At 70.5% G+C, this 23,586-nt stretch carries 19 protein-coding genes; 2 read left to right on the top strand and 17 right to left on the bottom strand.

Translation table 11 applies throughout. The features are described 5' to 3' along the window. Nucleotides 1–7: 7 nt before the first annotated feature. The 5 genes from ABD091_RS12795 to ABD091_RS12775 are packed head-to-tail and all read right to left on the bottom strand — an operon-like array spanning nucleotide 8 to nucleotide 4,737. Nucleotides 8–1,165, bottom strand: coding sequence for an AGE family epimerase/isomerase (locus ABD091_RS12795; RefSeq protein WP_343918978.1), 1,158 nt, complete (start codon nucleotides 1,163–1,165; stop codon nucleotides 8–10). After that, nucleotides 1,162–2,040, bottom strand: coding sequence for an NUDIX hydrolase (locus tag ABD091_RS12790; RefSeq protein WP_343918976.1), 879 nt, complete (start codon nucleotides 2,038–2,040; stop codon nucleotides 1,162–1,164). The genes ABD091_RS12795 and ABD091_RS12790 overlap by 4 nt, the downstream gene beginning before the upstream one ends. A 10-nt stretch (nucleotides 2,041–2,050) precedes the next feature. After that, complete coding sequence (locus ABD091_RS12785; RefSeq protein WP_343918974.1) at nucleotides 2,051–2,818, bottom strand: lysophospholipid acyltransferase family protein; 768 nt, start codon at nucleotides 2,816–2,818, stop codon at nucleotides 2,051–2,053. Beyond that, nucleotides 2,815–4,062: a geranylgeranyl reductase family protein gene (locus tag ABD091_RS12780; RefSeq protein WP_343918972.1), complete on the bottom strand. Its 1,248-nt coding sequence runs from the start codon at nucleotides 4,060–4,062 to the stop codon at nucleotides 2,815–2,817. The genes ABD091_RS12785 and ABD091_RS12780 overlap by 4 nt, the downstream gene beginning before the upstream one ends. A 24-nt stretch (nucleotides 4,063–4,086) precedes the next feature. Further along, nucleotides 4,087–4,737, bottom strand: a complete 651-nt coding sequence (locus ABD091_RS12775) for a 4a-hydroxytetrahydrobiopterin dehydratase (protein ID WP_343918970.1) — start codon at nucleotides 4,735–4,737, stop codon at nucleotides 4,087–4,089. A gap of 104 nt (nucleotides 4,738–4,841) precedes the next feature. On the opposite strand from ABD091_RS12775, the gene ABD091_RS12770 reads away from it, so the two are divergent. Both ABD091_RS12770 and ABD091_RS12765 read left to right on the top strand, forming a co-directional pair. Further along, the gene (locus ABD091_RS12770; protein ID WP_343918968.1) at nucleotides 4,842–5,417 is read left to right on the top strand and encodes a redoxin family protein; all 576 of its coding nucleotides are present in this window, start codon (nucleotides 4,842–4,844) and stop codon (nucleotides 5,415–5,417) included. A gap of 1 nt (nucleotide 5,418) precedes the next feature. Continuing rightward, a complete protein-coding gene (locus ABD091_RS12765) occupies nucleotides 5,419–6,186 on the top strand; it encodes a cytochrome c biogenesis CcdA family protein (RefSeq protein ID WP_343918966.1) in 768 nt (255 codons plus the stop codon). Here the strand turns inward: ABD091_RS12765 and ABD091_RS12760 are convergent. From ABD091_RS12760 to ABD091_RS12705, 12 genes are all read right to left on the bottom strand, one after another. Next, a complete protein-coding gene (locus ABD091_RS12760; protein ID WP_343918964.1) occupies nucleotides 6,176–6,859 on the bottom strand; it encodes a DUF429 domain-containing protein in 684 nt (227 codons plus the stop codon). The genes ABD091_RS12765 and ABD091_RS12760 overlap by 11 nt on opposite strands. Further along, entirely contained in the window at nucleotides 6,856–7,227 is a 372-nt protein-coding gene (locus ABD091_RS12755; protein WP_343918962.1) for a hypothetical protein, read from the bottom strand. Before ABD091_RS12755 ends, ABD091_RS12760 begins: the two co-directional genes overlap by 4 nt. Nucleotides 7,228–7,292: 65 nt before the next feature. Further along, nucleotides 7,293–11,165: a DNA-directed RNA polymerase subunit beta' gene (locus ABD091_RS12750; protein WP_343918960.1), complete on the bottom strand. Its 3,873-nt coding sequence runs from the start codon at nucleotides 11,163–11,165 to the stop codon at nucleotides 7,293–7,295. 26 nt (nucleotides 11,166–11,191) lie between these two features. Further along, nucleotides 11,192–14,692, bottom strand: coding sequence for a DNA-directed RNA polymerase subunit beta (gene rpoB / locus ABD091_RS12745; protein ID WP_343918958.1), 3,501 nt, complete (start codon nucleotides 14,690–14,692; stop codon nucleotides 11,192–11,194). 240 nt (nucleotides 14,693–14,932) lie between these two features. Next, nucleotides 14,933–15,727: a J domain-containing protein gene (locus ABD091_RS12740; RefSeq protein WP_343918956.1), complete on the bottom strand. Its 795-nt coding sequence runs from the start codon at nucleotides 15,725–15,727 to the stop codon at nucleotides 14,933–14,935. Further along, the gene (locus ABD091_RS12735; protein ID WP_343918954.1) at nucleotides 15,724–16,257 is read right to left on the bottom strand and encodes a hypothetical protein; all 534 of its coding nucleotides are present in this window, start codon (nucleotides 16,255–16,257) and stop codon (nucleotides 15,724–15,726) included. Before ABD091_RS12735 ends, ABD091_RS12740 begins: the two co-directional genes overlap by 4 nt. A gap of 50 nt (nucleotides 16,258–16,307) precedes the next feature. Then, the gene (locus tag ABD091_RS12730) at nucleotides 16,308–17,609 is read right to left on the bottom strand and encodes an MCE family protein (protein WP_343918952.1); all 1,302 of its coding nucleotides are present in this window, start codon (nucleotides 17,607–17,609) and stop codon (nucleotides 16,308–16,310) included. Beyond that, entirely contained in the window at nucleotides 17,606–19,117 is a 1,512-nt protein-coding gene (locus ABD091_RS12725) for an MCE family protein (RefSeq protein WP_343918950.1), read from the bottom strand. The genes ABD091_RS12730 and ABD091_RS12725 overlap by 4 nt, the downstream gene beginning before the upstream one ends. After that, nucleotides 19,117–20,280 (bottom strand): MCE family protein, encoded by a 1,164-nt coding sequence (locus ABD091_RS12720; RefSeq protein WP_343918948.1) that lies wholly within the window; start codon nucleotides 20,278–20,280, stop codon nucleotides 19,117–19,119. The genes ABD091_RS12725 and ABD091_RS12720 overlap by 1 nt, the downstream gene beginning before the upstream one ends. Next, nucleotides 20,277–21,242, bottom strand: coding sequence for an MCE family protein (locus ABD091_RS12715; RefSeq protein WP_343918946.1), 966 nt, complete (start codon nucleotides 21,240–21,242; stop codon nucleotides 20,277–20,279). The genes ABD091_RS12720 and ABD091_RS12715 overlap by 4 nt, the downstream gene beginning before the upstream one ends. Further along, complete coding sequence (locus ABD091_RS12710; RefSeq protein ID WP_343918944.1) at nucleotides 21,239–22,285, bottom strand: MCE family protein; 1,047 nt, start codon at nucleotides 22,283–22,285, stop codon at nucleotides 21,239–21,241. The genes ABD091_RS12715 and ABD091_RS12710 overlap by 4 nt, the downstream gene beginning before the upstream one ends. After that, entirely contained in the window at nucleotides 22,282–23,583 is a 1,302-nt protein-coding gene (locus tag ABD091_RS12705; protein WP_343918942.1) for an MCE family protein, read from the bottom strand. Before ABD091_RS12705 ends, ABD091_RS12710 begins: the two co-directional genes overlap by 4 nt. Nucleotides 23,584–23,586 lie beyond the last annotated feature (3 nt).

The raw sequence follows: 23,586 nt of genomic DNA, 5'->3' as shown, positions 1-23,586 counted from the left end.
GGCGACCCTAGCCCGCGAGCTGCACCGACAGGACCGGCGCGAGCGGCCGCTCGGCGAGCAGCTGTGCCTGGTAGGCGTGGTAGACGTCCGGCTTCCCGTCCCAGGTCGTCGTGGCCGGGCGGTTGTGCTCGTCGAGCTCGTGGTGCCAGCTGCCGTGCACGGGGTCGACCAGGTGGCGCCGGCAGAAGGTGTCGAACCGCTCCCGCCACCCGTCGTACGCCGCCTCGCCGGTGCGCCGCTGGAGGGCGGCGGCCGCGGCGAGGGCCTCGGCGTGGACCCAGTGCATGCGGCTGCGGACGACCGGGCGCCGTTCCCAGTCGACGGTGTAGACGAAGCCGTCGGCGCCGTCGACGGCCCAGGCGACCGAGACCGCCCGGTCGAAGAGCGCGCGGGCGTCGGCGAGCAGCCACGGCGGCGGATCGGCCAGTGAGGCGTCGAGGTGGAGCAGCAGCCGGGACCACTCCAGCAGGTGGCCCGGCGTGACCCCATAGGGACGGAAGGGATCGGCGGGGTCGTCGACGTTGTAGTCGGGCAGCGGGGTCCAGTCGGCGTCGAAGTGCTCGGGCATCAGGTGGTCGCGCGGGGCGGCGACCTCATGGACGAGGTGGTGGGCGATGGCGAGCGCCCGGTCGTGCCAGACGGGGTCGCCCAGGACGTCGCCGGTCGCCAGGAACGCCTCGACCAGGTGCATCGCGGCGTTCGCGCCGCGGTAGGCCTCCGCCGTCGTGAAGGAACGGTCCCAGGCGTCGACCGCCCGCCCACCGGCGTCGAGGAAGCGCTCCTCGACCACGTCGGCCGCCTCCGCCAGCAGCGCGTCGGCCTCGCGTGCGCCGGCCATCCGGGCGCTCCCGCCGGCCAGCAGCACGAAGGCGTGCGCGTAGGCCTCCTTGGGGCCCGGCACCGGCTCCCCCGCGGCCGTCACCGCCGAGTACCAGCCGCCGTGCCGGTCGTCGTGGAGCGCACCGAGGAGCGCGTCGACGCCGTGGTCGACCAGCGGCAGCGCGTCCGGCTCCCCCCGGAGGTGGGCCAGCGCGAACACGTGGGTCATCCGGGGGGTGATCCAGGTGTGCACCCCGTGGGCGGGGTCCGGACGGCCCCTCGTGTCGAGCCACGCGAAGCCGTGGGGCGTCGCGGCCGACGCCCGCGCGAAGTCGACGAGGCTCACGCGCCGGCCCGGATCGCGGCGTGCACCACGTCGAGCACCGGCACCGCCCCGGACTCGATGTCGAGCAGCGCGTGGAACGCGACGTCGTCGGTGGTGCCGTCGACCTCGACCGCCCTCGGCTCGTCACCCGCGGCCAGCGTGCAGGCGTAGACGAGGTGGATGCCGTGGAAGTCCTCCAGCCGACCGGTCGGCGCCGTCCCGGTGAAGTGGGTGTCGTGGACGGTCAGGAGCCGGTCGACGCTCACCGCGACCCCGCACTCCTCCTCCACCTCGCGCGCCAGGGCGGTCTCGGGATGCTCACCGTGGTCGACACCGCCCCCGGGGAGGGTCCAGGAGCCGGCGTGGTGGCCCAGGCGCGAGATCCGGGCCAGCAGGACGTCGTCGTCGCGGCGGACGAGCGCATAGGCCGCGAGCCGCTGGCGGCGTACGGTCACGTGGTCGGCGAGCGCCTCGGTGACGAGCGGGGTCACGGGAACGGTGCCGTCGCGCACGTCGGAGAGCGGCAGCCACGCGGCTGCCATCGTCGACCCGTCGACCTCGACCACCCGCGGCTCGGGCGAACCGGGCGGCACCCAGCCCTCGTAGACGATCCGCACCGCGTGGGCGTCGACCCGGCGGCCGCTGCGCCAGGCCTGCGGCATGTGGGCGGAGTAGACGCGCGCGGTGTCGCTCACCTCCGCGTCGAGGCCGGTCTCCTCGTGGACCTCGCGGACGACGGCGTGGCGCGGGTCCTCGCCGTGGTCGAGCCCGCCCCCGGGCAGCGTCCAGAGCTCCTCCGAGGTCACGACCGGCGAGAGCCGGCTGAGGAGGATCTGGTCGTCGCGGACGATGACGGCATAGGCCGCCACCCGCTGTCGCTTGGGTGTGGTGGGCATCGGCCCCAACCTAGACGCCCGGGCCCCACGTCGGGGTCACCGCCGACCGCGGCACCACGTCCTTCGGCGCCGACGCCACCCGGTCCGGGGCCGCGCCGCCGAGGTGCGCGGGATACCACCAGGCGTCGCTCCCGCGCGCGGGGACGTGGTGCTGCCGGCGCTGGAGGTCCTCCAGGTCACGCGTCAGCGCGTGGCCGAGCGTGTCGGTCACGGCCCGCAGGTCCGCCCCGGCGGGGACGTCGACGGGCGGCGAGAACCGCAGGTCGACCGGACGGCCCCGGTGGGCCGACGGCCGCCGGCCGGGGCTCGCCACGAGCTGGGTCCCCCACTGGACGGCGGGCACCAGCGGCGCGCCGGTCTCGCGGGCGAGGGCGGCGGCGCCGACCATCAGCGACCGGATCGTGAAGGAGTGGCTGATGCCCGCCTCGGGGAAGACGGCGACGACCTCGCCCTCACGGAGCAGCCGCCGCGCCGCCAGGTAGGCCGCCGCGGGGGCCGCCCGGTCGACCGGGACGTGCCGCATGCCGGTCATGGCCCGGCGCGCCACCCGCGAGGTCCACACGTCGTGGCGGCAGAGGAAGCGGACGTTGCGACCGCGCTCGCGCCCGGCGGCCGCGATCGTCATGAAGTCGAGGAAGCCGACGTGGTTGGCAGCGATCACGGCCGGACCGGCGGTCGGCACGTGCTCGACGCCCTCGACGTCCAGCCGTAGGTCGATCGCCCGGAAGAGGGCCGACCCGAGCAGCACCGTGAGGTCGTACCAGGGCTCCCGGCTCACGAGAAGGGCGGCCGGGCGTCGCGGGCGATCGAGCGTCGACCCGCCCAGCGCCAGACCCGGGCCGCCCGGTCGCGGTCGTCGTCGGTGACCAGGTTGCCCATCCAGCGCAGCGCGAGCGTCATCAGCCAGTCCGAGCGCATGCCGGCGGGCCCGAGGGCCTTGAGGACCCCGGGGACCGTGACGATGCCCGCGAGCCGGCGGGCGATCGAGAACGCCTCGCCGTAGTGGTCGTGGAGCAGCGCGGGCCAGACCGTGGCGAGGTCGTCGTGCGACCGCATCGTCTCGACGACCAGCCGCCCGCTCTCGAGGCCGTAGTCGATGCCCTCGCCGTTGAGCGGGTTCACGAGCGCGGCGGCGTCGCCGATCATCGCCCAGTTGGCGCCCGCGACGTTGCTGACCGCTCCCCCCATCGGCAGCAGCGCCGAGGTCGGCTGGCGCAGCTCGCCGGACAGCCCGAAGTCGTCACGGATGGTGTCGGCGTAGTGCTGCATCAGCGGCTTGATCGCGACGTCCGCGGGCCGCTGGGCGGTCGCGAGGGTCCCGGCGCCGAGGTTGACCGACCCCCGGCCGTCCGAGCTCCCGAGCGGGAAGATCCAGCCGTAGCCGCTGAGGATCTCGCCCTGCTCGCCCCGGAGCTCGAGGTGGGAGCTGATCCAGGGGTCGTCGGCCATCGCGGAGTCGACGTAGGAGCGCCCGGCGACGGCGTAGACGGTGTCGCGGTGCCACTCCCGGCCGAGCTTCTTACCCAGCGGGGAGCGGACCCCGTCGGCGACCACGAGCCGCTCGCACTCGACCTCGAACCGCTCCCCGGCCCGATCGAGGGTGACGGCGGCGACCCGGTCGCCGGACATCCGGACGTCGACCGCGCGTGCGCCGTCGAGGGCGCTCGCCCCGGCCTTGATCGCGGTCGTCCGCAGGTGGTCGTCCAGCTCCGTGCGCGCGACCGCGGACCCCCAGTCGGGCAGGGTGCCGCCGGGCCACGGGAGCAGCAGGGTCTGGCCGAAGCCGTGGGCGCGCAGCCCCTGGCTGACGGTGTGGGCGCGCAACCAGTCCTCGAGGCCGAGCCGCTGCAGCTCGCCGATCGCGCGCGGCGTCAGCCCGTCGCCGCAGGTCTTGTCGCGGGGGAAGACCGCCGCGTCGACCAGCAGGGTGTCGAGGCCTTCACGGGCCGCCCAGGTCGCGGCTGCCGACCCCGCGGGGCCGGCGCCGACCACGAGGACGTCGGTGCGGGTGGGCGTGCTCACGCCCGGATTCTCTCAGGCAGCACCTCAGCCGCGGTCGGCGGAGGTGCAGATGCAGGCCTTGTTGCCCTGCGCGTCGGCGAGCACGACGAAGCTGGGCGCCTCCTCATCGGAGACGAGCGTGCCGCCGGCGGCGAGGGCGGCGTCGATCCGGGCCTGCGCCCGGTCGATCGGCACCCACACGTCGTAGTGGAACCGCTGCCGGGGCTCGGCGTGCTCGTCGGTCTCCTGGAACCACAGCGCCGGGACCTGCCCCGAGGAGTCGGAGACGTCGCCGTCGAAGTCTCCGCCGAGCACGGCCGCCCAGAAGGGACCGATCTCCGCGGCGTCCCAGGTGTCGAGCGACAGCTCGACGAGCGTGCGCGCGCCCGGGTCGGCGGCCGCACCCAGCTCGGCCGCGATCTCACTGATCCGTCGCGCCAGCCGGAGGTCACGGGCGGTGGTGCCCCGGACGTCGTGGCTCATCAGGTCGACGTCGACGTGGGGGTAGCGCAGGTCGAGGTCGGGGTGGTGGTTCGCCTCCTCCGCCGCCTCGGTGACCCGGGTGGCGAAGGCCAGCCCCGAGACGAAGTCGCCGGTCCGGAACCGCGAGACCAGCCGGCCCAGCACGGGCCTCCAGTCCTCGAGCCCGTCCTCCTGGGCGACCTGGGCAGCGTTCAACCTCTCCGTGTCCGACATGTCCCCCACCCTGCCACCGTGCGGTGACGAGCAACAGGTTACGAAGGCCTGACGATCCCCCGGCCCGGCTTTCGCCCCGGCCCGTCGGCCGGGACGATGGCGCCATGACCCGTGCGGCCACCCTTCTCGTCCTGCTGCTCACCGCGTCCGCGCTGACGGCGTGCGGCGAGGAGGCCGAGCCGACCGCGGCGACGCCAGCCGCCACCTCCACGAGCCCCGAGCCCGCGCCGTCGGACAAGGCGTCCCCGGAGGAGAAGAAGGAGGCCGAGCCGGCCGCCGTCCCGGACACCCTCGACTTCACCGCCACGACGGTCGGCGGCGAGGAGCTCGACGGTGCGACCCTCGCGGGGAAGCCGGTGCTGCTGTGGTTCTGGGCGCCATGGTGCCCGACCTGTCGGGGGCAGGTGCCCCAGGTCGAGGGCCTCGCGGCCGACTACGACGGCGAGCTCGCCGTCGTCGGGGTCGGGTCCCTCGACAGCGCCGAGGCGATCGCCGACTTCGCCGGCGACGTCGACGGCGTCACCCACCTCGTCGACACCGACGGCGTGCTCTGGAAGAAGTTCGGCGTGGCGGAGCAGTCGTCCTTCGTGCTCCTCGGCGCCGACGGCGAGGTGGCCTTCGAGGCAGGCTACGGCGGCTCGGACGCGCTGGGTTCCGAGGTCGCCGACGTGATCGGCTGAGATGACCGAGACGCTGACCCTCGCCCTGGCGGCGGGGATGCTGGCTGCGGTCAACCCGTGCGGGTTCGCACTGCTCCCTGCCTACCTCTCCGTGCTCGTGCTCGGCGACGACTCCCCGTCGACCGGCCGTGCGGTCGGGCGGGCGCTGGCCCTCACCGGCGCGATGACGCTCGGCTTCGTCGCGGTCTTCGGGCTCTTCGGCCTCGTCGTCTCGCCCGTCGCCTCCGAGGTCCAGCGCTACCTGCCGTGGTTCACCGTCGGGTTCGGGCTGCTCGTGGCCGTCGCGGGCGGGTGGCTGCTCGCCGGGCGCGAGCTGCCGCAGGTCCGGCTGGGCCGCGGCAGCGGCGCACCCGTGACCCGCACCCTGCCCGCGATGGTCGGGTTCGGGGCCTCCTACGCCGCGGCGTCGCTCACCTGCTCGATCGCCCCCTTCCTCGCCCTCGTCGTCACCGCGCTCCGCGCCGGGTCGGTCGCCGAGGGAGTCGCGCTCTACCTCGCCTACGCCGCGGGGATGGGCCTGCTGGTCGGGGTGGCGGCGGTCGCCGTGGCGCTCGCCCGCCGCGGCCTGGTGACCGGTCTGCGACGTGCGGGCCGCTGGGTCCCCCGGGTGGCCGGGCTGCTGCTCGTGGTCGTCGGCGGCTACGTCGCGTGGTACGGCGCGTGGGAGCTGCGCGTGCTCGGCGGGGCCGACCCCGCCGACCCCGTGATCGAGGCGGCCGCGCGGGTCCAGCGCACGCTCGCCGACTGGGTCGCCGCGCTCACGCCCTGATCGCGGCGGCGATCCCGTCGGAGAACACCTCGGGCGGGTCGGGGAAGGACAGCGCCTCCCCCCGGGCGATCCGCCGGGCGGTCCAGGCAGCGGCACACGCGTCGAGGGCGTCGTCGACCGCCCAGCCCGGGCCCCGCAGCTCCGCGGGCAGGTCGAGCCCGACGTCGCGCAGCGCGCGGCGGCGTACGTCACGACCCTCGGGGCGCTGCTTGGACGGCCGCGTGTCGGCGCCCATGACCGCGAAGGAGACCTCGGGGTGCACCTCGGCCACCACCACGCCCGGGCCCGCAAGCACCCACGCGTCCACCTCGGCGATCTTGCGGCAGAGGTTGAACCCCTGGTGGCTCAGGCCCTTGCCGGTGGCGGCCCGGTTGGCCTCGTTGGCCTCGGGCCAGGTGTCGGCGAGCACCGCGGCCCGCGCCGGGGTCGGGAAGACCGACGACTTCCGGCCCACGGGCAGCTCCCGCCGGGCGAGCCGGTCGGCCTCGCGCGGACCGCTGTCGGGCAGCCCGATCGGGATGTCGATGCCGACCACCGCGGGTGCGCCCGGGAGCGCGGCCAGGAGCTCCTCGATGCCGGGGGCCACCCGGAGCGTGACCCCGTCCCCGACCAGCAGCGCCCCGATCCAGCCCCCCGGGCAGCCGTCGACCCCGAGGACCGGCGCGCCGGTCACGCCGTCCGCGGCCGGAAGCCCGAGCACATGATCCGCAGGTGGTCGATCCCGTCAGGACCCTCCCGCCAGTAGGCCTGCTGCTCGGCGACGTGCGGGCCGTCGGGCGTCTCGAGGTCGAGCCGGTAGGCGATGTGCCGAGTGTCGGCGACCTCGTCCTCGCTCAGCGCCACCACGCCCACCACGCGGTCCTGCTCCTCGAACCAGGCCCCGAGGACGATGTCGTGCACGCCGTCCGGGGAGTCGGCCTCCCACAGCCGGCCGGGTGTCAGCCCCTTGAAGTCGACGTCAGGGCTCAGGCAGGAGCGAAGCGCGTCGTGGTCGCGCGCGACGATGGCGTCGACGAAGCGACGGGCGGACGAGGTGCTCACCGGTTCAGGAAAGCAGAAGCCCCCGCCCCGCGGAAGCGGGACGGGGGCTTCTCAGGCTACGGAGCTCAGTTCTGGTAGGACCCGAAGTCGAAGTCGTCCAGGGCGACGGCCTGGCCGCCGCCGAACTCGTAGTCGTAGGAGTCGTAGCCGGTGACCGAGTAGGCCGCGGCACGCGCCTCCTCGGTCGGCTCCACACGCACGTTGCGGTAGCGCTCCAGGCCTGTGCCGGCCGGGATGAGCTTGCCGATGATCACGTTCTCCTTCAGGCCGCGCAGCGAGTCGCTGCGACCGTTGATCGCCGCGTCGGTGAGGACGCGGGTCGTCTCCTGGAAGGAGGCGGCCGAGAGCCACGACTCGGTGGCCAGCGACGCCTTGGTGATGCCCATCAGCTCCGCACGACCCGAGGCCGGCTTGCCGCCCTCGGTCACCACCCGACGGTTCTCCTCCTCGAAGATGACCCGGTCGACCAGGTCGGAGGGGAGCAGGTTGGTGTCGCCGGACTCGATGACCGTCACGCGACGCAGCATCTGCCGCACGATGATCTCGATGTGCTTGTCGTGGATCGACACGCCCTGCGAGCGGTAGACGGCCTGGACCTCGTCGACGAGGTGCTGCTGCGCCCGGCGGATGCCGAGGATCCGCAGCACCTCCTTCGGGTCGGGCGTACCGAGCGTCAGCTGCTGACCCACCTCGATGCGGTCGCCGTCGGCGACCAGCAGGCGGGAGCGCTTGCTGACGGGGTACTCCTGGACGTCGGAGCCGTCGTCGGGGGTGACGATGACCTTGCGCGCCTTGTCGGTCTCCTCGATCTCGACGCGGCCGGCGGCCTCCGAGATCGGCGAGAGACCCTTGGGCTGACGCGCCTCGAACAGCTCGACCACACGGGGCAGACCCTGCGTGATGTCGTCGGCCGAGGCCACACCACCGGTGTGGAAGGTACGCATCGTCAGCTGCGTGCCGGGCTCACCGATCGACTGGGCGGCGATGATGCCGACCGCCTCGCCGATGTCGACGAGCAGACCGGTGGCCAGCGAGCGGCCGTAGCACTTGGCACAGGTGCCGGTGCGGGCGTCGCAGGTCAGCACGGAGCGGACCTTGACCTCCTCGATGCCGGCGGCCACGAGCTCACCGATCTTGACGTCGCCGAGGTCCTCACCCGCGGTCGCCAGCACCTCGCCGGTCTCCGGGTGGGTGATCTCGGTGGCTGCCGAACGGGCGTAGGCCGCGGTCTCGGCGTTGTCGTCCTTGCGGACCACGCCGTCCTCGCCCTTGACGCCGATCCGCTTGGGCAGGCCGCGCTCGGTGCCGCAGTCGTCCTCGCGGATGATGACGTCCTGGGAGACGTCCACCAGGCGACGGGTCAGGTAGCCCGAGTCGGCCGTACGGAGCGCCGTGTCGGCCAGACCCTTGCGAGCACCGTGGGTCGCGATGAAGTACTCCAGGACGGTCAGGCCCTCCCGGAAGTTCGACTTGATCGGACGCGGGATGATCTCGCCCTTCGGGTTGGCCACGAGGCCACGCATGGCCGCCACCTGCCGGATCTGGTTCATGTTTCCGGAGGCACCCGAGTCGACCATCATGTAGATCGGGTTGGCGCGGTCGAAGTTGGTCTCCATCGCCTTGCCGACCTCGTTGGAGGCCTGGGTCCAGATCTCGATGAGCTCCTGGCGGCGCTCGTCGTCGGTGACCAGACCACGCTCGTACTGCTTCTGGACCTTGGCGGCCTGCTCCTCGTAGCCGGCGAGGATGGTGGCCTTGTCGCCCGGGGTGGTGACGTCGTCGATGGAGACGGTCACGCCCGAACGGGTGGCCCAGTGGAAGCCGGCGTCCTTGAGCGCGTCGAGCGAGGCAGCGACCTCGACCTTGGTGTAGCGCTCGGCGAGGTCGTTGACGATCGCGCCGAGGGCCTTCTTGCCCACCTCGTAGTTGACGAAGGGGTAGTCGGCCGGCAGGGCGTCGTTGAACAGCGCCCGGCCCAGGGTGGTCTCGAGGATCACCGACTGACCCTCCTCCCAGTCGGCACCCAGCTCGAGCTCGAGCGGGGGCACGATGTCGGAGAAGCGCATCTTGATCTTGCTCTGCAGCGAGATCTCGCCGCGGTCGAAGGCCATGACGGCCTCGGCCTCGGTGGAGAACACGCGACCCTCGCCCGGCTCACCCTCACGGTCGGTCGTCAGGAAGAACAGACCGATGATCATGTCCTGGGTCGGCATCGTCACCGGGCGACCGTCGGACGGCTTGAGGATGTTGTTGGTCGACAGCATCAGGATCCGGGCCTCGGCCTGCGCCTCGGCCGACAGCGGCAGGTGCACCGCCATCTGGTCACCGTCGAAGTCCGCGTTGAACGCGGTGCAGACGAGCGGGTGGATCTGGATGGCCTTGCCCTCGATCAGCTGCGGCTCGAAGGCCTGGATGCCGAGGCGGTGCAGCGTGGGGGCACGGTTGAGCAGCACGGGGTGCTCGGTGATGACCTCCTCGAGCACGTCCCAGACGACCGGCCGCGCGCGCTCCACCATCCGCTTGGCGGACTTGATGTTCTGCGCGTGCGAGAGGTCGACGAGCCGCTTCATGACGAACGGCTTGAAGAGCTCGAGCGCCATCTGCTTGGGCAGACCGCACTGGTGCAGCTTCAGCTGGGGACCCGACACGATGACCGAGCGGCCCGAGTAGTCGACGCGCTTGCCGAGCAGGTTCTGGCGGAACCGGCCCTGCTTGCCCTTGAGCATGTCGGACAGCGACTTCAGCGGCCGGTTGCCCGGGCCGGTGACGGGACGACCACGACGGCCGTTGTCGAACAGCGAGTCGACGGCCTCCTGGAGCATCCGCTTCTCGTTGTTGACGATGATCTCGGGCGCACCGAGGTCGAGCAGCCGCTTGAGGCGGTTGTTGCGGTTGATGACGCGGCGGTACAGGTCGTTGAGGTCGGAGGTCGCGAAGCGGCCACCGTCGAGCTGCACCATCGGCCGCAGGTCCGGCGGGATGACCGGGACGGCGTCGAGCACCATGCCGATCGGCTGGTTGCCGGTCTTGCGGAACGCGTCCACGACCTTGAGCCGCTTGAGCGCGCGCACCTTGCGCTGGCCCTTGCCGGTGGCGATGACCTCGCGCAGGTTGTCGACCTCGGCCTCGATGTCGAAGTCCTGCAGGCGCTTCTGGATCGCCGTGGCGCCCATGTGGCCCTCGAAGTACTTGCCGAACCAGGTCTTCATCTCCCGGTAGAGCATCTCGTCGCCCATGAGGTCCTGGACCTTCAGGCTCTTGAAGGTGTTCCAGACCTCGTCGAGGCGGTCGAGCTCGCGCTGCGCACGGTCGCGCATCTGCTTCATCTCGCGCTCGGCACCGTCGCGCACCTTGCGACGCTGGTCGGCCTTCGCACCCTCGGCCTCGAGGGTCGCGAGGTCCTCCTCGAGCTTGCGGGTGCGGTCCTCGAGGCCACCGTCACGGCGCTTCTCGAGGCGCTCGCGCTCGAGGCCCACCTTGCTCTCCAGCGAGGACAGGTCGCGGTGACGCGCGTCCTCGTCGACGGAGGTGATCATGTAGGCCGCGAAGTAGATGACCTTCTCGAGGTCCTTCGGGGCGAGGTCGAGCAGGTAGCCCAGCCGCGACGGCACGCCCTTGAAGTACCAGATGTGGGTCACCGGGGCGGCGAGCTCGATGTGGCCCATCCGCTCACGGCGGACCTTCGAGCGGGTCACCTCGACGCCGCAGCGCTCGCAGATGATCCCCTTGAAGCGCACCCGCTTGTACTTGCCGCAGTAGCACTCCCAGTCCCGGGTGGGACCGAAGATCTTCTCGCAGAACAGACCGTCGCGCTCGGGCTTGAGCGTGCGGTAGTTGATGGTCTCCGGCTTCTTGACCTCACCGTGGCTCCACTGACGAATCTCGTCAGCGGTGGCCAGGCCGATCTTCAGCTGGTCGAAGAAATTGACGTCCAACACTGTGTTTAGTCCCTCTTCCCCGTCTCTCAGACTTCCTCGACCGAGCTCGGCTCGCGGCGCGACAAGTCGATGCCCAGCTCCTCGGCAGCACGGAAGACGTCGTCCTCCGCGTCCTTGAGCTCGATCTGCGAACCGTCCTGGCTGAGCACCTCGACGTTCAGGCAGAGCGACTGCATCTCCTTGACGAGCACCTTGAACGACTCGGGGATGCCGGAGTCGGGGATGTTCTCGCCCTTGACGATGGCCTCGTAGACCTTGACGCGACCAGGCACGTCGTCGGACTTGATGGTGAGCAGCTCCTGGAGGGCGTAGGCGGCACCGTAGGCCTCCATGGCCCACACCTCCATCTCGCCGAACCGCTGGCCGCCGAACTGGGCCTTACCGCCCAGGGGCTGCTGCGTGATCATCGAGTAGGGTCCGGTGCTGCGCGCGTGGATCTTGTCGTCCACCAGGTGGTGCAGCTTGAGGATGTACATGTAGCCGACCGAGACCGGGTCCGGGAACGGCTCGCCGGAGCGGCCGTCGAACAGGTCGGCCTTGCCGGTCTCGTCGATCATCCGCACGCCGTCGCGGTTGGGGATCGTGGCCCCCAGCAGACCGGTGATCTCGTCCTCGCGGGCACCGTCGAACACCGGCGTCGCCACCTTGGTGCCCGGCTCGGCCTTGTCCGCGTGGATCTTGATCAGGCGCTGCTTCCAGTCGGCATCCTTCGCGTCGTCGGACAGGTTGAGGTCCCAGCCCTGCTGGGCGAGCCAGCCGAGGTGGAGCTCCAGGATCTGACCGATGTTCATACGACGCGGCACGCCGAGCGGGTTGAGGATCACGTCGACCGGGGTGCCGTCCTCCATGAACGGCATGTCCTCGACCGGCAGGATCTTCGCGATGACGCCCTTGTTGCCGTGGCGGCCGGCCAGCTTGTCGCCGACCGAGATCTTCCGCTTCTGGGCGACGTAGACGCGCACCAGCTGGTTGACGCCCGGCGGCAGCTCGTCGCCGTCCTCGCGGTCGAAGACCCGGACGCCGATGACGGTGCCGGACTCGCCGTGGGGGACCTTCATCGAGGTGTCGCGCACCTCGCGCGCCTTCTCGCCGAAGATCGCGCGGAGCAGCCGCTCCTCGGGGGTCAGCTCGGTCTCGCCCTTGGGGGTCACCTTGCCGACGAGGATGTCACCGGTGGTGACCTCGGCGCCGATCCGGATGATGCCGCGCTCGTCGAGGTCGGCGAGCATGTCCTCACCGACGTTCGGGATGTCGCGGGTGATCTCCTCCGGGCCCAGCTTGGTGTCGCGGGCGTCGACCTCGTGCTCCTCGATGTGGATCGAGGTGAGGATGTCCTCCTGCACCAGGCGCTGGCTGAGGATGATCGCGTCCTCGTAGTTGTGGCCCTGCCACGGCATGAACGCCACGAGCAGGTTGGTGCCCAGCGCCATCTCGGCGTCGTCGGTGCACGGACCGTCGGCGATCGGGCTGCCGACCTCGAGCCGGTCACCCTCGTTGACCAGCGGACGCTGGTTGATGCAGGTGCCCTGGTTGGAGCGACGGAACTTCGCCAGGCGGTAGGAGGAGTAGGTGCCGTCGTCGTTCATCGTCTCGACGAGGTCGGCGGACACCTCCTTGACCACACCGGCCTTCTCGGCGGTGACCACGTCGCCGGCGTCGACCGCGGCGCGGTACTCGATGCCGGTGCCGACGAGCGGGCTGTCGCTGGTGATCAGCGGGACGGCCTGACGCTGCATGTTGGCGCCCATGAGCGCACGGTTGGCGTCGTCGTGCTCGAGGAACGGGATCAGCGCGGTCGCGACCGACACCATCTGGCGCGGCGAGACGTCCATGTAGTCGATCTCGTCGGCCAGGATCTCCGAGACCTCGCCGTCGCGCTGACGGACCAGCACGCGCTCCTGCACGAACTTGCCCTTGGCGTCGAGCGGCGCGTTGGCCTGGGCGATGACGTAGCGGTCCTCGTCGTCGGCGGTGAGGTAGTGGACCTCGTCGCTGACGACACCCTTCTTCACGAGCCGGTAGGGGGTCTCGACGAAGCCGAACGGGTTGATCCGGCCGAAGGAGGCCAGCGAGCCGATCAGACCGATGTTCGGGCCTTCCGGCGTCTCGATCGGGCACATGCGGCCGTAGTGCGACGGGTGGACGTCGCGGACCTCCATGCCGGCGCGGTCACGGGACAGACCACCCGGACCGAGCGCGGAGAGCCGGCGCTTGTGCGTCAGGCCCGCGATCGGGTTGGTCTGGTCCATGAACTGCGAGAGCTGGGAGGTCCCGAAGAACTCCTTGAGCGCCGCGACGACGGGTCGGATGTTGATCAGCGACTGCGGCGTGATGGCCTCGACGTCCTGGGTCGTCATCCGCTCGCGGACCACACGCTCCATGCGGGCCAGACCGGTGCGGAGCTGGTTCTGGATCAGCTCCCCCACGGTCCGCATGCGGCGGTTGCCGAAGTGGTCGATGTCGTCGGCCACGACGATCGTGTCGCCGGCGGGCATCGTCATGGTCTCGCGACCCTCGTGGAGCGCGACGATGTACTTGATGGTCGCCACGATGTCGGCGATCGTCAGCGTCTGCTGGTCGAAGGCCTCGGTCTCGCCGAGCTTCTTGTTGATCTTGTAGCGGCCGACCTTCGCGAGGTCGTAGCGCTTGGGGTTGAAGTAGTAGTTCTTCAGCAGCGTCAGCGCGGCCTCGCGCGTCGGCGGCTCGCCCGGGCGCAGCTTGCGGTAGATGTCGAGGAGCGCGTCGTCCGGACCCTGGGTGTTGTCCTTCTCCTCGGTCAGCTGGATCGACTCGAACTCGCGCAGCTCGGCCATGACGCCGTCGTAGTCGAACTCCTCGCCGGTCTCCTCGGCGACGGCGACGAGCGCCTTGAGCAGCACCGTGACGTTCTGCTTGCGCTTGCGGTCGAGGCGGACGCCGACCAGGTCGCGCTTGTCGATCTCGAACTCCAGCCAGGCGCCCCGCGAGGGGATCAGCTTGGAGGTGAAGATGTCCTTGTCGGACGTCTTGTCGGCGGAGCGCTCGAAGTAGACGCCGGGGGAACGGACCAGCTGCGAGACGACCACGCGCTCGGTGCCGTTGATGATGAAGGTGCCCTTGGGCGTCATGAGCGGGAAGTCGCCCATGAAGACGGTCTGGCCCTTGATCTCGCCGGTCTCGTTGTTCGTGAACTCGGCGGAGACGTAGAGGGGCGCGGAGTAGGTGAAGTCCTTCTCCTTGCACTCCTCGACCGTGTACTTCGGGTCGTAGAAGACGGGGTTCTCGAACGACAGCGACATGGTCTCGCTGAAGTCCTCGATCGGGGAGATCTCCTCGAAGATCTCCTGGAGGCCCGACTTCTCCGACACGTCGTCGCCGGCGTCGCGGCGACGCTGGACCTCGGCGGTCCACGCGTCGTTGCCGATGAGCCAGTCGAAGCTGTCGGTCTGCAGGGCGAGGAGCTTGGGGAGCTCCAGGGGTTCGGAGATCTTCGCGAAGGAGATTCGCTTCGACTCCAGGGAGTTACCAGTGGCGGTACGCGCAGCCAAGAGGTGTCCTTTTCACGGGTCGCTCTGGGAGAGGGCACCCGATCACCACACAACCGCCACCGGGCAGGCGGAAGTGCATCTGAGAATGGGTGCGAACGTGAAGAGTACCCCAGCGGCAGGGCAGGACACAACACCGGCGTCAAGCGGCGGCGTTCGAGAAACGCGGATCGTCCGTTGACGTCGCGTAGATCATGAACGCCCGACCCGCTCAGGTCAAGCAGAACCGCCGAGTCCGGTGCGTCAGGACGCGCACTCGCCGCCGGGCTGGGTGATCATGCAGTCGACCAGCCAGCGGCCGTCGACGTCCTCCATCCGCATCCGTACCTGGTTGCGGTAGACGACCGGCTGCTTGTTCTGGGCGTTGGTCGTGGACTGGTCGACGAAGACCAGGATCTCGGCCCGGTCCTCGCCCCCGCGCACGACGGCCGAGGCCACGAAGGTCGCCTCGACGACCGTCCGGGTGCTGCCGGCGTTGCCCTCGACGAGGCCGTCGTAGAGCTTGTCGTACTCCTCGAGATATCCCGGCGTCAGGAACTCCCGCGCGGCCTCGCGGCTGCCGTCGAGGTCCTGGTAGTCGTAGGAGAGCACCGGGACCACGGCCCGTTCGGCCGCCGAGCGCGCAGCCGCCGTCGCGTCGTCGACGTCGACGGGCGAGGGCTGGACGAACCAGAGGTAGCCCGCGAGCCCGACCGTGAGCGCCGTCAGGACCGCCAGGGCCGCGAGCAGCCAGGTTGGGACGGTGGGTCCGCTCCGGGCGGCCACCGGTGCGGCGGCGGCCGGCTCGGGACCGGGCTCCGCGCCCGGCAGGGGCTCCGGCTGGGGCTCCGGCTCGGGCTGGGGCTCCGGCTCGAGCGTGGCGTCGTAGGCCGCGCGCCGCTCGTCGTCGAGCAGCACCTCGGCCGCCTCGTTGTAGAGCCGGAAGCGCCGGTCGGCGGGGGTCAGGTCCGCGATCGCCGAGCGCCAGGCGTCGCGGACCTCCTCGGTGGTCGCGGTCGGCTCGACGTCGAGGACGTCGTACCAGTTCGGGCCGGTCACTGCTGGGCCTCCGTGATCGGGGCGAAGTCGTCGACCAGCCACTCACCGTCGCTGTCCACCAGCGTGACCTGGACCCGGAACGGCACCGGCTCGGTCGGCCGGGGGTCACCGTTCTTGTCCGGGTAGGCGGTGGTGAAGGTTCCCGCGACCAGGGCGGTCGCGCGGTCGTCGTCGAGGGTGGCGACCCCGGTGGAGAAGACCTCGGTCGTCCGGGTCGCGCCGGTCTGGGCCACGATCTGCTCGGCGGCGCTGACCTCCTTCTGGAAGGAGGTGGCGAGCTTGGGGGTGATGACCTCCTCGACCAGGGCCCGGTAGTCGCCGAGGGACCCGTCGTCGCCGAGCTGGTCCGGGCCGTAGGTGTTGGCGCGCAGCATGAACTGGCGCGCCTGACTCATCACGACCTCGCGCTCGGCCTGCTGGCCGTCGGCACCGCGGTCGATCCCCAGCGGCGCGAAGCCGCGCTGGGTCACCAGGACGGCGCTCACGACCGCGGCCGCGAGCAGCACCAGCACGAGCGCGCCCGCGATCACCAGCCTCGGGCTGGTGGAGCGCGCGGGTGCCTCGTGGGTGGTGGGGTCCGTCAGTCCTGCGGTGTCGTCAGGGGCTGGAGGAACAACCACTTCCACGACTCCTTCCCAAGCGTGCTGGGCGCGAGCGTACCGGTGGACCGCATCGAGGCCGGGACCTCGCTCCCCCACCGGAGCTTGCCGGTCGTGGGGTCGAAGCTGGCGATCGGGTCCTGGTCGGAGGCGGCGAAACCGGTCGCGGCGCGGGGAGCGTGCTGGGCGCCGCGCGGGTTGCTCTCGGTGGCCGGCTCGGCACAGTGTGCCTGCGTGTTCATGGGGGCGTTGCCCCGCTCGGTGGTCGGGTTGCGGCGGTTCGTGCTCTCGTAGCCGCGGGTGCAGACCGGCGGGGTGTCGGTCAGGATCAGCCCGAAGTGCGCGTCGTACATGTCGGTGTCGGGCGACTTCGAGACGACCGTGAAGCCACCTTCGACGACGTAGGGGTAGATCACGAGGATCTGCTTGATGCCGTCGAGGCGCTTGACGACGATCTCGCCGGTGGTGACGAGGTTGTTGATCAGCTCGGCGAGGTCGACCTCGTTGTCCTCGAGGAACCGGCGCAGGTCGTTGGCGGCGACCGAGCCGCTGTCGATGAGGTCGCGCAGGTCGTCGTCGGAGGCAGCGAGGGTGCCGCTGAAGAGCGAGAGGTCGCGCGCGAAGGTGCGGATCGCGCTGGCGGAGGCCACCTGGCCCTTGAGCACGGTGTTGCCGTCGCGGATCAGGGCGGTCGTGGTGTCGAAGTTGGCGTTCGCGTCCTCGATGAACGCGTTGCCGGTGTCGATGATCCGCTGGAGGTCGTCGCCCGTGCCGCCGAACGCCGCCCCCAGCTCGGAGACCGTCGTCCGCAACGCGTCCTTGTCGACCGACTCGACGGTGTTGGACAGGTTGGTCAGCAGGGTCTGGGTCTGGATCGGGGTCGCGGTGTTCTCGACCGGGATCTCCGAGGCCTGCTCGAGATAGGGCTCCTCGTCGGACTGCGGCTGGAGCTCGACGTACTGCTCACCCACCGCCGAGCGGTTGCCGACCAGGGCCATCGTGTCGGACGGGATCGCGTCGTAGTCCTCGGAGACCGACAGCATCAGGTCGACGCCGTCGGCGGTCAGCTCCATGGACTCGACCTCGCCGACGCGCACGCCGCGGTAGGTCACCTCGGCGCCGGCGAAGATGCCGCCGGAGTCGGCGAAGTGGGCGACCACCGTGTAGGTGTCGTCGTGGAAGATCCGGTCGAGGCGCGCGTAGCGGGCGCCGACGTAGCTCACGCCCACGAGCGTGATCAGCACGAAGACGAGCAGCTGCATCTTGGTCCGGCGGTCGATCATCGAGTCACCATCCCCGGGACGAGCAGGTCGACCAGTGCGGGGTCGTAGGAGTCGTGGAGATCACCGAACGTGGGTCCCGGGTCGGGCCCGCCGCCGGCGGCCGGAGCCCCGAACGGCGCGCGCAGCGGCAGGTCGGGCAGGTCGGGCAGGATGCCGCCACCGCCGCCACCACCACCGCCGCCACCACCGCCGCCGGAGACGTCCGGGCACTGGTTGGCCGGGATGCCGAGCAGGTCGCAGGTGCTGTCGAGCACGCCCTGGGTGAGGTCGGCGATGGTCACGCCGAGCTTGTTCTCGAGGCAGTTGATGATCTTGTTCGGCTTGTTCTTGCTCAGGCACGTGTTGATCGCGTCCTGGGCGCCGTCGCAGAGGTCGTCGAGGTTCTGGAGGTAGTCGAGCAGCTCGTCGAGCGGGATGTTCTCGCCCAGCTCCTCCTTGACCTCGGCGAGCGTGGTGCACGGATCGGTCGGGTCGATCGGCGGCGGCAGCGTGATGCTGTCGTCGTCCCCGGTCAGCGACAGGTCGAGCTGGATCGAGAGGTTGGTGTAGTCGCCCATGTGGAGGTTGCGGGCGACCTGCGGGTCGCGGCCGACGACCTCGTCGACGAACGGGTAGGTGAGGAAGACGTTGAAGGCGTTGACGAAGGCGTCACCGGAGTCGGCGAGGTTGGTCAGGACCGGCACCAGCTGCCGCACCGAGTCGATGGTCGCGGCCTTGGACTGCCGGATCACCTCGACACCGGTGTCCCCGAGACGGTTCAGGGCCTGCAGCATCTTCACGAGGTCCTGGCGCTGCTGGTCGATCGTCGCCAGCGCGCTCGGCAGCTCGTCGAGCGCCGAGTCGATGGTGCCGATCTGCTTGTTCAGCGACCGCGAGAGCCGGTCGAGGCCCTCGATCGCGTCGACGATGTCCTCCTTGCCGTCGTCGAGCTGACCGGTGAGCTCGCGCACCTGCCGCAGCACCGACTTCGCCGAGTCCTCGCGGCCGTCGAGGGCGAGGTTGAGCTCGGAGGCGATGGTCTTGAGCTGGGCGACGCCGCCACCGTTGAGGACCAGGCTCAGCGCGCCGAGGACCTCCTCGACCTCCGGGTTGCGACCGGTGTCGTCGAGGGCGATCGTCGCACCGTCGGCGAGCCGCTCGGTCGAGGCGCCGTCCTCGGGCGCCTCGAGCTGGACGAACTTCTCGCCGAGCAGGCTGGTCTGGCGGATCTCGGCCACGCTGTTGGCCGGGAGGTCCACGTCGGACGGGAGCTGCATCGTCACCACGGCCGTCTCGCCGTCGAGGTCGACGGCGGTGATCTTGCCGACGCTGACGTCGTTGACCTTCACCGTCGTCTGCGGCACCAGGTCGAGCACGTCGGCGAACTCCGCCTTCACCTCGATCGGGTCGTCGCCGACGTCGGTGCCGCCGGGGAGCGGCAGGTCGCCGACGCCGCCCGAGCAGCCGGTCAGGACGACCGCTGCTGCGGTGGTGGCGACGAGCGCGCGCAGGAATCGGGGGGTGCGCATCACTGGTCCACCTCCACGAGGCCACCGAGCGTGGGGTCGTAGCGGTCGCGCCAGCGGGGGTTCTCCCCCTGGAGTCCGCGCAGGTTCGTCATCGCACCCGCCCGCGGCAGGATGTCCTTGATCGCGTCGCAGGTGTCGCCGGAGGTGTCGGCCTGGTTGACCAGCCCGCAGAGGAAGACGCCCGGGTCGGACGCGATCTGCCCCGGCGTCTCCTGGATGTTGGACCGGGTGTCGAGGGTGCCGGCCTGCGGGTTGTAGGTCAGCGCCAGGTTGTTGAGCGCCGTGGGGGCGACCTGGAGGATCTCGTCGAGCGCGTCGCGCTGCTTGACCAGCACCTTGGTGACCCGGTTGAGCCCGGAGATGTTGCGGCCCAGCGCCTCACGGTTGTCGCGGACGAAGGTCGACACCTCCCCCAGCGCCGTGGACAGGTTGGACAGCGCCGACTTGAGCTCCTCGCGCTCGCCCTCGAGCATCGTGGAGACGTCGGCGAGCGAGGCGTTGAAGTCGCGCACGGTCTGGTCGTTCTTCGCCAGCGTCGAGACGAACCCCTGGAGCGCACGCTGGGAGCCGAAGAGCTCCTCGCGGTTGTCGCTCAGGGTCTGGGAGAACTTCCCGAAGTCCTGGATCGTCTGGTTGAACTGCTCGCCCTGGCCACCGAAGTTGTCGGCGGTGACCTGCAGCAGGTCGCTCAGCGCGCCCTCCTTGTTGGCCCCGTTGGGACCGAGGGCGACGTTGAGCTTGTCGAGGTTCTCGTAGATCTGGTCGAGCTCGAGCGGTACCGAGGTGTGGTCGAGGTCGAGCGTCGCGTCGTCGGCGAGCACCTCGCCCCCGTCGTAGGCCGGGGTGAGCTGGACGTAGCGGTCGCCCACGACCGAGGGCGAGATGATGACGGCCTCGGCCCCGGCCGGGATGTCCACCTCGGGGTCGTAGGACATCGTCACGACCACGTCGGTGCCCGAGGGCGTCACCGAGTCGACGGTCCCGATCGAGACGCCGAGCACACGGACGTCGGTGCCCTCGTAGACGGCGATGGCGCGTGGGAAGAGCGCGGTGACGGTCTTCTTGTCCTCGCCGCCCAGCAGCACGAAACCGGCAGCGGCGACGAGCGCGAGCAGCACGACCGGGACCGCGGCCTTGCGGATCATCTCCATGTTCACGGTCATCCCCCTGCCTGCGGGACCGGCGGCATGTTCTGGATGTAGGTGTCGAACCACGGACCGTTGCCGAGGGTGTTGGCGAAGACCCGGTAGAAGGGCGCCATCAGCCGAAGGCTGTTGTCGAGGTTGTCCTCGTTCTTGTTGAGCACCTGCACCACGTTCTCGAGGTTGTCCAGGGCCGGCTCCAGGTCGGCCCGGCTGTCGCGCACGAGGGCCGTCAGCTCCTTCGACAGCTGGGTGGTGGCGAGCAGCAGCCGGTGGACCGACTCGCGTCGCTTCACCAGCGCGCGGAACAGCACGTCGGCGTCCCGCATCAGGGCGACGATGTCCTGGTCGCGCTCGTCGAGCACGCCCGAGACCTTCTCGAGGTTGCCGAGCAGCTCCCCGATCTTCTCGTTCTTGGCCGCGATGTTGGCCGACAGCGCCGAGACCCCGGACAGCGCGTCGCGGAACTCGTCGGGTGTGTTGCGCGTCAGGTCGGCGAGCGTGGTGAGCGACTCGGCCAGCTGGTCGGTGTCGATCTGCTCCGACGTCTCGGCCAGGCCGCTGAACGCCTCGACCACGTCGAACGGGGACTGGGTGCGCTCGACGGGGATCTCGTAGCCCTCGTCCATCTGGCCCTCGCCCGCGGGCTCGAGCGCGAGGAACATCGAGCCCAGCAGGGTCTTGACCTTGATCGCCGCCCGGCTCTCCTGGCCGAACTCGGCGTCGCCGTCGACCCGGAACGTGACCAGCACGTGGTCACCCGCGAGCTCGATGTCCTCGACCTTGCCGACCCGGACGCCGGCGATGCGGACCTCGTCGTTGACCTTGAGGCCGCCCGCCTCGGAGAAGGCCGCGTGGTAGACGTCTCCGCCGCCGATGATCGGCAGCGAGGAGGCCTTGAACGAGGCCAGCAGCAGCGCCACCAGGACGGCGATCGAGATCGCGCCGATGACGACGGGGTTGCGCTCGCGGAAGGGAATCATCCGAGATCACACCTGTCGGACACCTTCTGCCCCGGCAGCGGGTAGGTGACGTCCAGGGCGTTCTTGCCCGGGAGCTGGACCTTGCCGCTGAACTGGCAGAGGTAGAAGTTGAAGAAGGATCCGTAGATCGCGGTGCGACCCACCTTCTTGAGCTTGATGGGGAGCACCTGCATCGCGCGGTCGAGCTCGGCCTTGTTCCTGTCGATGTTGCCCGCGAACCGGCGCAGCTCCTTGATGTCGCGCACGAACGGCTCACGGATGCCGTCGACGAGCCCGGCGGTCTCGACCGACAGCGCCGAGATCTGGTCGAGCGAGGTCAGGATCGCCTTCCGGTCGTCCTTCAGCCCGCCCACGAAGGCCCGGAAGTTCTGGATCAGGCGGGTGAGCTCCTCGTCGCGGTCGCCCACGTTGGCGAGCACGTCGTTGAGGTTGTCGACCAGGCTGTTGATGACCTCGTCGCGGTCGGCCAGGGTCTGGGTGACCGACGCGGTGTTGGCCAGCAGCCCCTCCAACGTGCCGCCCTCGCCCTGGAAGACCTGGATGATCTCGAACGAGAGCTGGTTGAGGTCCTCGGGCGACAGCGCCTGGAAGAGCGGCTTGAACCCGTTGAACAGCACGGTCAGGTCGAGCGCGGGAGAGGTGCGGGAGATCGGGATCGTGGCGCCCTCGGCGAGCTCGGCGGTGTCGCCGATGGTCTCGGTCAGGGAGATGTAACGCTGTCCGACCAGGTTGCGGTAGCGGATCGCGGCGCTGGTCGCCCCGGACAGCGGGACGTCCTCCTCGACGTCGAAGCTCACCAGGGCCCGGCTGCGGTCGACGATCTCGACGTCGCTGACGCTGCCGACCTTGACGCCGGCGATCCGGACGTCGTCGCCCTTCACGACGCCGGTGGCGTCGGAGAACTCGGCCTTGTAGGCCACCTTGCCGGTGAAGGAGAGGTTGCCGATGGTGACGATCAGCAGACCCGTGGCCATCGCGGTCACCACGACGAACACCATCAGCCGGGTGAGGTCACCGGCGGTCTTCTTGTCGAGGACGCTCACTGGTAGCCCACCTCCGCCCCCCGGGCCATCGGGCCCACCAGGAGGACACCGAGGTCGGAGACCTCGCCGGCCGAGACGCCCAGGCTCGGGCCCAGCACGGACTTGAGCAGCGCGCTCTCGCCGGGCGTACCGGCGTAGCCGGAGCCCACCGGGCGGCGCTCGCTCGCGAAGGAAGGAGCCACGCGACTGGTTCCCTTTCCGGTCGGCTCGTCGATGCCGTCGTCGAAGTTCGGCTGGTGGCGCACCGGGTTGTTCTGCGACCAGGGCGGGTTGGGGAGGTTGAGGCACGACGGGCCACGGTCCTCCCCGTAGCGCGGGATGTCGGCCGCGGTGTAGCCACGCGGCTGGTTGGGCAGCGTCTCGAGCACGATGTGGAGCGTGAAGCCGCGGAATGCCTCCGCCTGCAGCGGACCGGCGTTGGTGACGCCTCGCAGCAGGCACGGGAAGCCGGGCGCGTAGCGCGCGAAGACCCGGAGCTGCTCGCTGCTGAGCTGGCTGAGCCGGATCAGGTTGTCGCCGTTGGCGTCGAGGAACGCCTCCGAGGTGTCGGCGAAGGCCGAGACGTCCTGGTAGAGCGCCCGCACCTTGGCGTCGCGGTCCTCGAGGGTGCCGGTCGTGGTGATCGTGTTGCGCAGGATCGACGCGATCTCGGGCATCACGTCGGCGTAGGTGTCGGAGACCCTCGCCGTCAGCCGGAGGTCGTCGATGAGCTGGGGGATCTGCGGGTTGAGCCGCTTGAGGTAGGAGTCGAGCGTCTCGAGGTTCTCGCCCAACCGCTCGCCCCGGCCCTCGAGGGCGGTGGCGAGGGCGTTGAGGGTCATGTTGAGCTCGGCCGGCTGCACCGTGCGGAGCAGCGGGTAGAGGTCGGAGAGGACCTCCTCGACCTCGATCGACACCGCCGTGCGCTCGATGGTGGCTCCGGGCTCGAGCGCGGACGCCTGCGCCGTGCTCCCCTCGGGCACCTCGAGGGAGACGTACTTCTCGCCGAACAGGGTCTTGGGGACGATCGAGCCGGTGACGTCGCCGGGGATCGATGCGATCTCACCGGGGAACAGTCCCAGCGTCAGCGTCGCGCCCTCGGCGGTGGCGTCGAAGTCGAGCACCTCGCCGACGATCACGCCACGCACCTTGACGTCGGCCCGCTCCGGGAGCTGGAGGCCGATCTTGCTGGTCTGGAGGGTCACCTCGTCGTAGTCGGCGAACTTCTTGGTGAAGATCGCGTAGGTGAGGTAGACCCCGAGCAGCAGCAGGCACAGGAACAGCACGCCGAGGGCCTTGTGGGGCATCGCGAGTCGCATCGT

This window comes from Nocardioides aestuarii, assembly GCF_039527245.1.
GTDB lineage: Bacteria > Actinomycetota > Actinomycetes > Propionibacteriales > Nocardioidaceae > Nocardioides > Nocardioides aestuarii.
The sequence above is the reverse complement of the archived record's forward strand: the minus strand, read 5'-3'. Positions and strand labels throughout refer to the sequence as shown.

Excerpts from the sequence above, each read along its gene's own strand:
- ABD091_RS12715 (WP_343918946.1), bottom strand. The coding sequence starts at position 21,242 with ATGATTCCCTTCCGCGAGCGCAACCCCGTCGTCATCGGCGCGATCTCG.
- ABD091_RS12790 (WP_343918976.1), bottom strand. The coding sequence starts at position 2,040 with ATGCCCACCACACCCAAGCGACAGCGGGTGGCGGCCTATGCCGTCATC.
- ABD091_RS12775 (WP_343918970.1), bottom strand. The coding sequence starts at position 4,737 with ATGTCGGACACGGAGAGGTTGAACGCTGCCCAGGTCGCCCAGGAGGAC.
- ABD091_RS12725 (WP_343918950.1), bottom strand. The coding sequence starts at position 19,117 with ATGCGCACCCCCCGATTCCTGCGCGCGCTCGTCGCCACCACCGCAGCA.
- ABD091_RS12730 (WP_343918952.1), bottom strand. The coding sequence starts at position 17,609 with ATGATCGACCGCCGGACCAAGATGCAGCTGCTCGTCTTCGTGCTGATC.
- ABD091_RS12705 (WP_343918942.1), bottom strand. The coding sequence starts at position 23,583 with ATGCGACTCGCGATGCCCCACAAGGCCCTCGGCGTGCTGTTCCTGTGC.
- ABD091_RS12765 (WP_343918966.1), top strand. The coding sequence starts at position 5,419 with ATGACCGAGACGCTGACCCTCGCCCTGGCGGCGGGGATGCTGGCTGCG.
- ABD091_RS12720 (WP_343918948.1), bottom strand. The coding sequence starts at position 20,280 with ATGACCGTGAACATGGAGATGATCCGCAAGGCCGCGGTCCCGGTCGTG.
- ABD091_RS12770 (WP_343918968.1), top strand. The coding sequence starts at position 4,842 with ATGACCCGTGCGGCCACCCTTCTCGTCCTGCTGCTCACCGCGTCCGCG.